The organism is Deinococcus aquiradiocola, from assembly GCF_014646915.1.
GTDB classification, from domain to species: Bacteria; Deinococcota; Deinococci; order Deinococcales; family Deinococcaceae; genus Deinococcus; species Deinococcus aquiradiocola.
In genome coordinates this window covers 828,090-840,078 of the sequence record NZ_BMOE01000001.1, presented here as the reverse complement: position 1 = coordinate 840,078, position 11,989 = coordinate 828,090, and the positions used below count along the sequence as shown (strand labels likewise).

The following is an 11,989-nucleotide window of genomic DNA, read 5'->3' as shown; positions in this document are numbered from 1 at the left end:
TCTCCCGCTCCACTCCACCCCCCACCCTCACCGGTGGGGGGTTTTTCATGCCCAGACCACGCCGCCCAGACCGTACCGCGCGCCCGCACGACCCTTGATTGGGGCTGTGCAGGCGCGCGGTCGTTGACGGTGCATCTACCTGCAATTGAGTGAAATGCTGCGGGAACCACGCGGGGGGATGAGAGAATGCAGGCATGAACATTCTCGTGACCGGAGCGTCCGGATTCGTGGGCCGGGCCGTGGTGGCCGAACTGCTCTCGCGTGGGCACGCAGTGACGGCCTTGTCCCGCCAGGGCAAGGGCGTCGGGGGCGCGCGGGGCGTGGCGGCCGACGTGACGGACCTGGGGAGCGTACAGCGCGCCTTCGGGCAGGCGGGCACCGTGGACGCCGTGGTGCATCTGGTAGGGATCATCGTGGAGCAGGGCGCGCAGACCTTCCGCAAGGTGCACGTGGAAGCCACGCGCAACGTGCTCGCCAGCACGCCCAGGGAGGCGCGCTACGTGCACATGAGCGCCCTGGGGGCCGACCCCGCGAGTCCCAGCGGGTACAGCCGCACGAAAGGGGAGGCGGAGGAGCTCGTGCGTCAGAGTGGCCTGAACTGGACGATCTTCCAGCCTTCCCTGATTTTCGGGCTGGGCGACGACTTCTTCGGCCATACCCTGCGGGACCTCGTGCGCCTGCCGCCGGTCGTGCCGCAGATCGGGGACGGGCACTTCCCGTTCCGGCCCGTCAGCATCGCGGACGTGGCGGCGGCCTTCGCGGGGGCGCTGGAGCTGCCGCAGACGGCCGGGCAGACGTATGCCCTGACCGGACCCACCGAGTACACCTTCCGGGGCCTGCTGAACCTGCAGCAGCGCGCGATGGGCAAACACAAGCCGGTCGTGCCGGTGCCGCTCTTCCTGATGGACCTCGCCGTGCCGCTGATGGGAATCCTGCCGAAGCCGCCCATCACGCGCGACCAGTACCTGATGCTGAAGGCCGGGAACACCGCCGATCCGGAACCGGCCCGCACGGTGTTCTCAATGCCGATGCGGCGCCTGGAGGACGACCTGCCGGGCATCGTGAACGCCGCCCGCGCCTGAAAAAAGAACCGCCGGGCACCCTGGGGGCGTCCGGCGGTCCTTCAGGAGGCAGGAGTGAAGGTCAGGCGACCTGTTTCTTCTTGGCCTCGGTCTTGCTGTCCTTCTGGTCCAGCAGCGCCTGCGCTTCCTTGAGGCGGAAGATCACGAGGCTGCCCACGAAGGTGCAGGTGATCATGTTGTGGGCGTTCAGCAGGCTGAGGGCCGCCATGATCTCCTCGCGGGTGCTGCGGAGTTCCTCGGCCATGTGCAGGGCACTGTCGGCGCGACCTTCGAGGTACACGCGGACCTTCTTGGCGAGGGGAGTGAGGGGAGAGGCGGGAACGTCGGCGAGGCCTGGGTCGGCGAGGCCGTACACGGCGCGGGTGCCGGTGCCGGGCAGACGACGCACCCGGCCCTGATCAAGCAGGCTGGCCAGGGCCGCCCGCAGGTGGGAAAGTGCAAGGCCAGTGGTTTTGGCCAGTTCCGTCTCGACCCACTCTGGTTTGCTGTCCAGGGCAGCCAGCACCAGCTTTTCGTTGGCGCGGCGAGTTTCTTGCAGGTCTTCGACGGTGGGGGGATTGAACATGTGGTAGCCTCCGCACAGCACTGGACAGGTGGGGCAACAAGCTCGGAACACTCCTGCCCAGGTAGGTCATGGTTTCGCGCTCACGCTGAGCGCAACTTTCCTATTTTTACATATTTTTTGACCGAGTGCATGAGGGGGAGCACAGAATCCGGCCAAGTCCGGCACATGCTCCCCGAAGCTCCCTGCGCTCAGCCGCGCGTGCCTGCCAGTTCCTGCTCCGCCTGCACGGCACTGACACCCGTCGGTGCGCCCGCGTTCAGATCGGCGACGCCCTCCACGATGCTCGGGTGAATCCCGAAATCCTCCGCGATCAGCCGCGCCGTCATCTTGGCGGACATCATGACGCTCGGCGTGCCGCCGCCCGGCTGCGCCCCCGCCCCCACCATGTACAGGCCCGCCACGTCCTCGTGCCGGTTGTGCGGCCGGAAGAACGCCGTCTGCACCAGCACCGGCTCCGGCCCGAACGCGTTGCCCAAGTACGCTTCGAGCGTCCCCTCGAAGTAGTCCGGCGTGATGAACTCCTGATGCGTGAGCCGCGCCCGCAGGTTCGGGATGAAGCCCCGCTCCTCCAGGAACTCCAGCACGCGCGCCACCAGCCGCGGCCCCTCCACCGCCCAGTCCAGCCCCGACCCGTTGTGCGGCACCGGAACCAGCGTGTACGCCGCGTGATGCCCCGCCGGAGCGAGACTCGGATCGGTGAGGGTCGGCACGTGCAGGTACTGACTGAAGTCCGCGCCCAGCACCTTCTTGCCGAAAATCTCGCGCAGCAGCTCCTCGTACCGCGGCCCCAGGATGATGTTGTGATGACGCAGGTCCATCGGCGGGTCCTGCGGCCCGTCCGCCCGGAACCCGAAATAGATCACGAGCAGACTCATGGACTGCCGCGCCAGCTTCACGCGCACGTCGCTGTTCACGAGACGCGCCGCGCGCGGCAGCAGCTTCAGGTTCGTGTTCGCCCAGTCGCCGTTGCTGACCACCACGTCCGCCCGCAGCTCCTCGCCGCTCTCCAGACGCACACCCGTCGCGCGCCTGCGCCCCGGCAGGCCCGGCGACGTCAGGATCTGATCCACGCCCGCCCCGTAGCGGATGCGGCCCCCCAACTCCTCGTACTTCTGCACGAAGGCCCGCACGAGCGCGCCCGTGCCGCCCATCGCGTAATGAATGCCCCACGTCTTCTCGACGAAGTGAATCATGGCGTAGATGGACGGCACGCTCAGCGGGTTCCCGCCCACCAGCAGCGTCTCGAAGCTGAACACCTGCTGCATCTTCGGGTTCGTGAAGTACTTCGAGGTGAAGCTGAACAGCGTCCGGACCGCGTCCAGCCGCATGAGTTCCGGCACGACCCGCAGCATGCTCGGCACGTCCCCGAAATGCGTGTACCCCAGCTCCAGGAAGCCGCGCTCGAAGATCGCCTGCGCGTCCCGGTGGAACCGCTCGTACCCCGCGAGGTCCTCCGGCGCGAGCGCCGTGATCTGCCGCACCGTGGACTCCGGATCACCGTCATAGTCGAAGTACGTCCCGTCATCGAAATAGATGCGGTAGAACGGCAGGATGGGCCGCAGCTGCACGTACCGGCTCGTGGCCGGACCGCCGCTCACGCCGTCCCGCACGCGCTCGGCGTGCAGCACCTCCGGCGGGAAATCCACCGGCCCGAGCTCCGCGCGGCCCACCTGCAGCCGGAACAGCTCCTCGATGAAGTGCGGGACCGTGATCACGGTCGGCCCCATGTCGAACACGTACTCGCCGCCCCCTACCGGGACGCGCTTCTGGTACGCGCGGCCGCCCGGCGCATCCAGACGCTCCAGGATCGTCGTCTGGAACCCCAGGCTCTGCAGGCGGATGCCGAGACTCAGCCCGCCGAAGCCGGAACCGATGATGAGCGCGGTCTTGGGTCGAGGGCCAGCGGTGAGGGGAGAGGCAGGAGTCATCTGAAGGACATTGTGAACGCTGCCGGGCCGGGCATCCGTATGCTTTGCTGCCAGTCGGCCCGCAGGCCCGTCAGCTGAGACGCAGTTCCCACCACGCCTGCGGCAGCATCATCAGTTTGCGCGGGCCGCTCACGCTCGCCCGGTGCCGGAAGTTGTCGTGCCCGTTGCGTTCCAGCGCGTCCAGAATGCCCTCATACGCCCGCGCGGCCGCCGTGACGGCCAGTCGGCCCGTCCCGTGCAGCTGCGGGATGCCCTCGCGGCCCTCCGCGTACCACTGCCGGGCGAGGCGCGTCAGGTGACGCATCAGCTCGCAGTACTCCGGCGTCACCTGACGCGCCTGCAGCGACGCCAGCGTCACGCCGTACTCGTCGAGCAGCGTGCGCGGCAGGTACAGGCGACCCCGGTCGAGGTCCTCGCCCACGTCCCGCAGAATGTTCGTGAGCTGCATCGCCTGACCCAGCTTCAGCGCGTACTGCAGGGTCCGCTCGCCGCCCTCGTACCCGCAGATGGGCGCGATCATGAAGCCCACCACGCCCGCCACGCGCCTGCAGTACAGCTCCAGGTCCGCCATGTCGCGGTACACCTGTCCCTCCAGGTCCATGCGCAAGCCCAGGTACAGCTCCTCGAAGGCCGACACCGGAATCGGGAACTGCGTGGCCGCCCACCCGAGCGCCACGTCCACCGGCTGCGGCCCGCGCTGCGTGAACGCCACGCGGCCCTCCAGCGCGCACTGCACGCGCGCCCACCAGTCCGTCAGCTGCAGTGGACCGCCGCCCGGCTCGTCCACGATGTCGTCCCCGTCACGGCACGCGGCGTACACCGCCCACACCGCCTGCCGCTGCGCCAGCGGAAAGAACCGCGACCCGAAGAAGAAGGTCTTGGAGTGATCGCGCGTCACGTCCCGGCAGTGCTCCACCGCCGCCCGCAACGACGAACCCGCGTGGACCGCCGGGGCCGGAACGGGCGGCCGGGCGGAACGGTTCCGGGAAAGGAGCGGTTCGAGTTTCTGCGTCATGGTGCCTCCGGGGCGGACGTGCAGGCCAAACGTCCCTCAGTGCTTCAGAGTGTAGGCGGGAACCCAGGAATCACAATTTCTGATTTCTTACGTTCTGCCCGCCCGTTCCGGCCGCCGTCCCCGCACCGCGCGGTCAGCGGGACTGCACGTGCCGCTCGAACACCACGTCCCGCATCCGCAGCAGGTCCGTGCGCTCCAGGCCCGGCAGCACCTCCCGCACCTGCGCCGGATCGAGGAACGTCAGGCCGCCCAGCCGCGACAGCAGCTCCTGCCACGGCCCGCCGTTGCGCGCCAGGTACATCACCCACAGCTGCCCGCCCGGACGCAGCAGTCGCGCCGCCTCACGCAGCAGGGCGCGCGGGTCGTGCGTCTCGTTCAGGGTCGCGCCCACCGTCACGCCGTCCAGCGACGCGTCCGGCAGGCCCGTCGCCTCGCCGTTCAGGAGCGCCCACTCGATCAGCGGACTGGACTCGCGCCGCTGCGCGACCCGCAGCATCGCCGGACTGAGATCGCAGGCGATCACGTGCGCGCCCGCGCCCGCCAGCAGCCCCGCGTAGTACCCGCCGCTCGTGCCCACGTCCAGCCACGCCTGCCCCGCCGCCGGACGGCACAGGCGCAGGAACAGCTGCGTCTCACGCGACAGCGGGAACGCCGAACCCGTGAGGAGCGTCAGGCTCCGCTCGCGCCAAGACATGTACCCGGCCGCCGTGACCGGGAGGAGATTGCTGCGCTGCGCCGCCGTCCGGGCCGCCGACGCCGAATTTAAGCTTTCTTCAAGTTGCCTGAAGGGCGTCATGCCGTCCATTATGCTGGAGTCGATTGTGAAGTCGCGATCGGCACTCCCTGCCCGGCCGCACGAACCGCGCCGGACAGAGTGAACTGTGAATGCAGGCGCATGACGCTGGGGCGCACTGGAGGACTGGATGGAACACAAAAGTATTGGTGGCGCTCTGGTAGACGTCTTCGACGCGGGCGTCACGCTCGTCAAAAGTGAGATCAACGCCGTCACGCGGCGGGTCGGCGACATCGCCAAGGCCAAGGGACTCGGGGTGGTGCTGCTGCTCGGCTCGCTCGTGCCGCTCACGCTCGCCCTCATCTTCCTGATCCTGTTCGTGTACTTCGGCCTGATCCGGCTGGGGCTCGCGCCGTGGTCCGCGTCGCTGCTGCTGGGCCTCTTCAGCCTGATCGTGACGGGCGCCCTGATCTTCATGGCGCTCAAGAAGCTCGGCGGTGACGTGCCCGACAGCAGCGGCCCCAACCGCCCCATGAGCGACATCGAGAAGGACGACCTGAAGTACGGCTACACCGGCAACGCCAAGGCCGCGACCGGCAGCCACACGGACGCCGGCCATACGAGCACCGGGTACGCCAGCACCAGCCGGACCGGCAGCGGCCACGACAGCGCCGGCCACACCACCGGCGGCCACCCCGTCACGCCCGCCGCGCGCCCCGCCACCAGCAGCACCGGCGGCACGCACGGGCACGGCGCGCCCCAGTCCACCTCGACGCACGGCAAACCCAGCGACGAGCCGGAACGCGAAGGCATCCCGGTCAGCACCCGGCCCACCTACGCCGAAGACATGAAGAAGGAAGGCTACTGATGACCGACCGCGATGAAGCCCGCGCCCGCCTCAAGAGCAGCATCGACGCCCTCTCCGAGCAGGCGAACATGCAGCTCAAGATGCAGAAGGAACCCCTCAAGATGCTTGGCGGCGCGACCGGCGTCGGCCTCGCCCTCGGCGTGCTGGTGGGCCGCAACTTCCGCCGCACGCGCCGCGTGTACGTGGACGCCGCCAGCACCAAGAAGGACCAGAAGGCCCTCATGAAAGCCCAGAGCAAGAACGGCGGCGGCAGCGTCGGCGGCGCGATCCTCGCGACCGTCGCCACGCTCGGCTTCAAGGTGCTGCAGGAACGCGTCATCGCGCCGCGCCTCGGCGAGATCGCCGACCGCCTCCTCGACCAGAGCAAGGCCAGCGGCAGCAAAGGCCAGCACGTCGACCTCAAGAAGCACTGACCCGGATGCCGGTCGGACCCCGCAGTGTGCGGGTTCGATCCGGACGGAACGCAGACGAGCCCCACACGCGCGGCGGGAGGGCGGAAGGTACACTTCCGCTCTCCCGCCCGACTTCGTTTCAGGGAGGCGTCATGACGGCCATCCACGCCGTTCACGGCTTCATCGCGTCCGGCAAGACCACCCTCGCCCGCCACCTCGCCCTCACCGTCCCCGCCCTGCACCTGAACAGCGACGACATCATGGTCACCCTGCACGGCCAGGACCCGCCGGAACACGTGTACCGCCCCGCCCTGCCGCGCGTGCGGGTCGTCGTGCGCGACATCGCGCAGCGCTGCCTGCAGACCGGCACGAGCGTCGTGCTGGACGACGGATACTGGACGCGGGCCAGCCGCGACGAGCTGCGCGCCTGGGCCGCACGCCTCGGCGTGCCGCTGTCCCTGTACGCCCTGAACGTCCCGGACGACGAGGCCCTGCGGCGACTGCAGCTCCGCAACGCCGGGAGCGGCCTGACCGTCACACCGGAAACCTTCCGGCTGTTCCGCACGCAGCTGGAGCGGCCCGGCCCGGACGAGCAGCTCACCGCCCTCCCGGACGGGTATCCTGCGGCATGAGCACCCCAGACGGTCTGACCACCCCCGATGGAACGCCGCGCCGCATCTCGTACCTCGCCGTGCCGGGCGAGGACGCCGTCACGCCCGACATCGTGAAGCTGTGGGGCAAAGCCCACGCGAACCTCGGCTTCACCCCGAACGTCTTCCGCGCGCAGGCCCTCAACCCCGCGCAGTTCAGCGCGTGGTGGGCGTACTTCAACCTGCTGCTCAACAAGGAAGGCTTCCTGCCGCCCGTGGAGCGCGAGATGATCGCCGTGGTCGTCAGCAACGTCAACCGCTGCGTGTACTGCGCCGTGTCGCACGGCGCGGCCCTGCGCGGCCTGCTGAGCGCCGACGGGCAATCCCCGGACCTGGAAGGCGTGCTGGCCGTCAACCACCGCCACGCGCCACTCACGGCCCGCCTGCACGCCATGCTGGACTTCGCCGAGAAGCTCACGCGCACGCCCGAAGCGATGCGCGAGCAGGACCTCGGCCCGCTGCGAGGTCACGGCCTCACCGACCCGCAGATCCTGGAACTCACGCAGGTCATCGGCATGTTCAACATGACGAACCGTATCTCCTCGGCGCTCGGCTTCGTGCCGAACGACGAGTACCACGCCGCTGCCCGCACCTGACCGGACATCCGGCGCGGGCGGCCGCTATGCTCGGGGGGTGACCGCCGTCCCGCCCGCCTTCCCCGGCACGCTCGCGCTGCCCCTCACGCACCCGCGCTCCGGCAAGGTGTACACCCTCACGCGCGCCGACGCCCTGCAGGACACCCCGGAATTGCGCGCCGACCTGACCGCCGCGTGCAACGAGCCGCTCATCTACGACTGGCTGTTCCGCGAACGCTGCGGCGGCCAGCCGTACAGCGACGCGGACGCCGCAGCGTTCCTCGCGTGGCTGCGGGCCGGATGGCGGGACGGCACGCACTTCGTGTTCGCCCTGCAGTCCCCGTGTGGACGGACCGTCGGCGCGCTCGACATCAAGAGCGCCGACACGGACGCCGCCGAGATCGGGTACTGGCTCAGCGCCCGCCACTCGGGCCTCATGACGCTCGCCGTGCAGGCCCTGGAAGACGTGGCCCGCCAGGCCGGTTACCGCGCCCTGTACGCCCGCGTGCGTCCCGGTAACGCCCGCTCCCTGAACGTCACGGCCCGCGCCGGATGGACGGACGCGGGCCTGGAAGCGGACGGCCACCACCGGCGCTTCACGCGCGCCCTCCGCTGACCCCCGCCGGGTCAGCAGGCCGGTGCGTCAGCCGCGCGCGGCCCGCAGGGCGTTGCGGATCACGCGGATCTGCCCGCGGTGACTGACCTCGTCCTCCATCACGTGAAACCACGCCCAGTGCTGGTTCGGCCGGAAATCGTCCCACGCCGTCATGACCTCCTGCAGCCACGCGTCGTCCCGCGCCGCGAACTGCCGTAACGTCTCCTCCCGCACCTCGGCCAGCTGCGCCAGCAGCTCCTCCAGCGTCCGGCCCTGCACGCGCTCCCCGTCCTTCCCGAACGACATGGCGCCCACGAACGGCGCGTACGCTTCCGTCTCGTACGGGTCCACGCCCTCAAAACTCGCCGTCTGGTACAGGCGGTCCGTCGCCGCCACGTGCGCCAGCAGCATCCCGATGCTGTTCGAGAATCCGGGCGGCACCGCGTCCAGCTCGTTCACGCTCAGGTCGTGCACCGCCTGCAGCGTCGTGCTGCGCGCGTAGTTCATCATCTCGACCAGCGCCCCGATCTGAGGCGTGAACGGCGGCTGCGGCAGGATGCGGTACAGGCGATCCGGGTCACTCACGATGCCCCCAGCATACGGGGAACGACCGGCCATCCACATGGAATCTGCCGGTCGTCCGCGCATCACTGCCCTGTGTGTGACCGGGGGGACGTGAGCGCGCCCGGAACGGCCCCCGCGCTCCGTCAGTCGTAGCGGTAGAAGCCCTCGCCGCTCTTGCGGCCCAGCAGGCCCGCCTGCACCATCTTGCGCAGCAGGGGAGACGGCCGGTACTTGTCGTCACCCAGGCCCTGGTGCAGCACCTCCATGATGCTCAGGCACGTGTCCAGCCCGATGAAGTCCGCCAGCGTCAGCGGCCCCATCGGGTGATTCATGCCGAGCCGCATGATCCCGTCGATCGCCTCCTTGTCCGCCACGCCCTCCATCACGCACTGAATCGCCTCGTTCAGCATCGGCATCAGGATGCGGTTGCTCACGAACCCCGGGAAATCGTTGCAGGTGAGCGGCGTCTTGCCCATCTGTTCTGCCGTGTCCATCACGAAGCGTGCCGTCTCGTCGCTCGTCCGGTACCCCCGGATGACCTCCACCAGACCCATCAGCGGCACCGGATTCATGAAATGCATCCCGATGAACCGCTCCGGCCGCCCCGACGACGTGGCGAGCGCCGTGATCGGAATGCTGCTCGTGTTGCTCGCCAGCACCCCCTCCGGCTTCACGATGCAGCCCAGCGACCGGAACAGTTCCGTTTTCACGGCCTCCTGCTCCACGATGGCCTCCACCACCAGATCGCACCCCGCGAAGTCCTCCAGCGCCGTCGTGAACCGCATGCGGCCCAGCACGACCTCCGGAGTTTCCGCCAGCCGACCCTTCTCGTGCAGCTTCGCCAGCGACTTCCCGATGTTGGCCCGGCCCCGGTCCAGGAACTCCTGCCGCACGTCCTGCACCACCACGTCGAACCCCGACTGGGCGGCCACCTGCGCGATCCCGCCCCCCATCTGCCCCGCACCGATCACACCGAACAGCATATGAACGCTCCTTTACTGGCCTTGATCTCCTGGCCTGGATCACCCTTCACCGGGACACGATGGAGGATGAGGTTGATGTCCTGAATCGCCTGAGGAAGAGACGACTGACTGGTCCCGATGTACAGCAGTTCGTCACGGAAGTGCGCCAGTTCGGACGTCATGACGAACAGCCCGGCGGCCTGCACCCATGCCTGCCCGGGCAGGTCGATCCTGGCGACCACGTTGAGTCAACTGGCATCCCGGTCCTCTTCAGCGGACGGAAATGGACCCCTCTTCACCGTCAGACGGAGCGGTCCGGGCGTGAAGTCGGTGGCCCTGTCTGCCGTTCACTCCACCAGCGGGATGCCTTCGATGTGGAGGGCCGCGCCGCGTTTGACGGGCGTGAAGGCGACGTAGCTGTACTCGGAGCAGCCCTGCTGCACGAAGGGGTCCTCGGCGAACACCGCTTCGAGTTCCGCCTGCGTTTCGGCGCGGGCCAGGATCACGCCGCCCTGCCCGCTGACCATGCGGCCCGACACGATGAACAGCCCGGAGCGGTAGTGCTGGTCGAGCCACTCGCGGTGCTGCGGGGTGACTTCGGCGATCTCGGTCTTGGGTTTCAGGTAGCTGCTGGTCACGATGAACAGGGTGGGGGCGGTCATGCGTTCAGCTTACCCGCTTCCGCGTGCCGGATTGCGCCTGCCTGACCGGGTGCGCGTGTGCTCATACGCGTCTGACGGCGAGGGCGAGACCGTTGCCGCCACCCATGCAGAGGGTGGCGACGCCGGTTTCGCGGTCGTGCTGGCGCAGGGCATGGAGGAGCGTCACGAGGATGCGTGCGCCCGAGGCGCCGATGGGGTGACCGAGGGCGACGGCGCCGCCGTGGACGTTGACGCGGTCCGGGTCGAGGTTCAGTTCGCGGGTCACGGCGAGGCTCTGGACGCTGAACGCCTCGTTGAGTTCCCAGAGGTCCACGTCGCTCGCCTGCCAGCCGAGCTTCTGCAGGAGGGTGCGGGTGGCGGGGACGGGCGTCATCATGACCCACTCGGGGTCGAGGCCGCCGGTGGCGTATCCGAGGATCTCGGCGAGGACGGGCAGGCCGTGCGCCTGCGCGAGTTCGCGGGACGTGACCATCAGGCTGGCCGCGCCGTCGTTCAGGCCGGGCGCGTTCCCGGCGGTGACGGTGCCGTCCGCCCTGAAGGCGGGCCGGAGCCGTGCGAGGCTTTCGGCGGTCGTTTCGGGGCGGGGGCCTTCGTCGGTGCTGACGACGGTGTCGCCCTTGCGGCCGTGGACGGTGACGGGCACGATCTCGTCCGTGAAGCGGCCCGCCTGCATGGCGGCGACGGCCTTCTGCTGGCTGGCGAGGGCGTAGGCGTCCTGTTCGGCGCGGCTGATGCCGTAGTGGTCCGCGACGCGTTCGCCGGTCATGCCCATGCCTTCCTGCCCGATGCTGCACCACAGGCCGTCCTGGGTGTTCGCGTCGAGGGCCGTCTGGTGCCCCATGCGGTACCCCTGGCGCGCGCCGGGCAGCAGGTAGGGGCTGCCGCTCATGCTTTCCATGCCGCCCGCGAGGACGGCGCTCTGGTCGCCCGCGCGGATGCTCTGCGCGGCGAGGATGACGGCTTTCAGGCCGCTGCCGCACACCTTGTTGATGGTGAGCGCCCCGGCGGCGCTGGGGACGCCCGCGTGGATGGCGGCCTGCCGAGCGGGGTTCTGGCCGCTGCCGGCCTGCACGACCTGCCCCATGATGACTTCCTCGACGAGGTCGGGGGAGAGGCCGCTGCGGGAGAGGGTTTCGTGGAGGGTGACGGTGCCGAGCTGCACGGCACTCACGGACTCCAGGGCGCCGAGGAACCGGCCGACGGGCGTGCGGGACGCCGCCACGATCACTGCGTTGGACATGCGGGCAGTCTAGCGCCCCGAACCGAACGGGCGTTAGGTGCGGGGCCCCCGGTCGGGCCGGACCACCTCGGTCGCCCGCGCACGCCCCGGCAGGCGGTCCTGCGCGTGTGCCGCAGGGCGCGGCGGCCCTTGCCAGCCCACGCCCGGCCGGATATACC

15 protein-coding genes are annotated in these 11,989 nt (G+C 69.4%); 6 read left to right on the top strand and 9 right to left on the bottom strand.

What is annotated here, in order from left to right; genetic code table 11:
* Positions 1 to 194: 194 nt before the first annotated feature.
* Positions 195 to 1,082: a complex I NDUFA9 subunit family protein gene (locus IEY33_RS03970; protein ID WP_188960884.1), complete on the top strand. Its 888-nt coding sequence runs from the start codon at positions 195 to 197 to the stop codon at positions 1,080 to 1,082.
* 61 nt (positions 1,083 to 1,143) lie between these two features.
* Here the strand turns inward: IEY33_RS03970 and IEY33_RS03965 are convergent, their stop codons facing one another.
* The 4 genes from IEY33_RS03965 to IEY33_RS03950 all read right to left on the bottom strand — a co-directional run bounded on the left by IEY33_RS03965 (position 1,144) and on the right by IEY33_RS03950 (position 5,386).
* The gene (locus tag IEY33_RS03965) at positions 1,144 to 1,647 is read right to left on the bottom strand and encodes a transcriptional regulator (protein WP_188960883.1); all 504 of its coding nucleotides are present in this window, start codon (positions 1,645 to 1,647) and stop codon (positions 1,144 to 1,146) included.
* 188 nt (positions 1,648 to 1,835) lie between these two features.
* Positions 1,836 to 3,575 carry a phytoene desaturase family protein gene (crtI, locus tag IEY33_RS03960; RefSeq protein WP_188960882.1) on the bottom strand — a complete coding sequence of 580 codons (1,740 nt, stop codon included), beginning with the start codon at positions 3,573 to 3,575 and terminating at the stop codon, positions 1,836 to 1,838.
* A gap of 70 nt (positions 3,576 to 3,645) precedes the next feature.
* Complete coding sequence (locus IEY33_RS03955; protein WP_188960881.1) at positions 3,646 to 4,590, bottom strand: phytoene/squalene synthase family protein; 945 nt, start codon at positions 4,588 to 4,590, stop codon at positions 3,646 to 3,648.
* 133 nt (positions 4,591 to 4,723) lie between these two features.
* Complete coding sequence (locus IEY33_RS03950) at positions 4,724 to 5,386, bottom strand: class I SAM-dependent methyltransferase (RefSeq protein WP_229670721.1); 663 nt, start codon at positions 5,384 to 5,386, stop codon at positions 4,724 to 4,726.
* A 127-nt stretch (positions 5,387 to 5,513) separates the two neighbouring features.
* On the opposite strand from IEY33_RS03950, the gene IEY33_RS03945 reads away from it, so the two are divergent.
* The 5 genes from IEY33_RS03945 to IEY33_RS03925 all read left to right on the top strand — a co-directional run bounded on the left by IEY33_RS03945 (position 5,514) and on the right by IEY33_RS03925 (position 8,424).
* Positions 5,514 to 6,191 (top strand): phage holin family protein, encoded by a 678-nt coding sequence (locus IEY33_RS03945; RefSeq protein ID WP_188960879.1) that lies wholly within the window; start codon positions 5,514 to 5,516, stop codon positions 6,189 to 6,191.
* Positions 6,191 to 6,604, top strand: a complete 414-nt coding sequence (locus IEY33_RS03940; RefSeq protein ID WP_188960878.1) for a hypothetical protein — start codon at positions 6,191 to 6,193, stop codon at positions 6,602 to 6,604. Before IEY33_RS03945 ends, IEY33_RS03940 begins: the two co-directional genes overlap by 1 nt.
* 131 nt (positions 6,605 to 6,735) lie before the next feature.
* Entirely contained in the window at positions 6,736 to 7,215 is a 480-nt protein-coding gene (locus IEY33_RS03935) for a P-loop nucleotide/nucleoside kinase family protein (RefSeq protein ID WP_188960877.1), read from the top strand.
* Positions 7,212 to 7,829, top strand: coding sequence for a peroxidase-related enzyme (locus IEY33_RS03930; RefSeq protein WP_188960876.1), 618 nt, complete (start codon positions 7,212 to 7,214; stop codon positions 7,827 to 7,829). Before IEY33_RS03935 ends, IEY33_RS03930 begins: the two co-directional genes overlap by 4 nt.
* A 37-nt stretch (positions 7,830 to 7,866) precedes the next feature.
* Positions 7,867 to 8,424, top strand: coding sequence for a GNAT family N-acetyltransferase (locus IEY33_RS03925; RefSeq protein WP_188960875.1), 558 nt, complete (start codon positions 7,867 to 7,869; stop codon positions 8,422 to 8,424).
* A gap of 27 nt (positions 8,425 to 8,451) precedes the next feature.
* On the opposite strand, the gene IEY33_RS03920 is transcribed toward IEY33_RS03925, so the two are convergent.
* The 5 genes from IEY33_RS03920 to IEY33_RS03900 all read right to left on the bottom strand — a co-directional run bounded on the left by IEY33_RS03920 (position 8,452) and on the right by IEY33_RS03900 (position 11,831).
* Complete coding sequence (locus IEY33_RS03920; RefSeq protein ID WP_188960874.1) at positions 8,452 to 8,988, bottom strand: DinB family protein; 537 nt, start codon at positions 8,986 to 8,988, stop codon at positions 8,452 to 8,454.
* A 122-nt stretch (positions 8,989 to 9,110) separates the two neighbouring features.
* Complete coding sequence (locus IEY33_RS03915; RefSeq protein WP_188960873.1) at positions 9,111 to 9,950, bottom strand: 3-hydroxyacyl-CoA dehydrogenase family protein; 840 nt, start codon at positions 9,948 to 9,950, stop codon at positions 9,111 to 9,113.
* Positions 9,935 to 10,171 (bottom strand): hypothetical protein, encoded by a 237-nt coding sequence (locus IEY33_RS03910; protein ID WP_188960872.1) that lies wholly within the window; start codon positions 10,169 to 10,171, stop codon positions 9,935 to 9,937. The genes IEY33_RS03915 and IEY33_RS03910 overlap by 16 nt, the downstream gene beginning before the upstream one ends.
* Before the next feature lie 105 nt (positions 10,172 to 10,276).
* A complete protein-coding gene (locus tag IEY33_RS03905; RefSeq protein ID WP_188960871.1) occupies positions 10,277 to 10,591 on the bottom strand; it encodes a YciI family protein in 315 nt (104 codons plus the stop codon).
* A 61-nt stretch (positions 10,592 to 10,652) separates the two neighbouring features.
* The gene (locus IEY33_RS03900; RefSeq protein WP_188960870.1) at positions 10,653 to 11,831 is read right to left on the bottom strand and encodes an acetyl-CoA C-acetyltransferase; all 1,179 of its coding nucleotides are present in this window, start codon (positions 11,829 to 11,831) and stop codon (positions 10,653 to 10,655) included.
* Positions 11,832 to 11,989 lie beyond the last annotated feature (158 nt).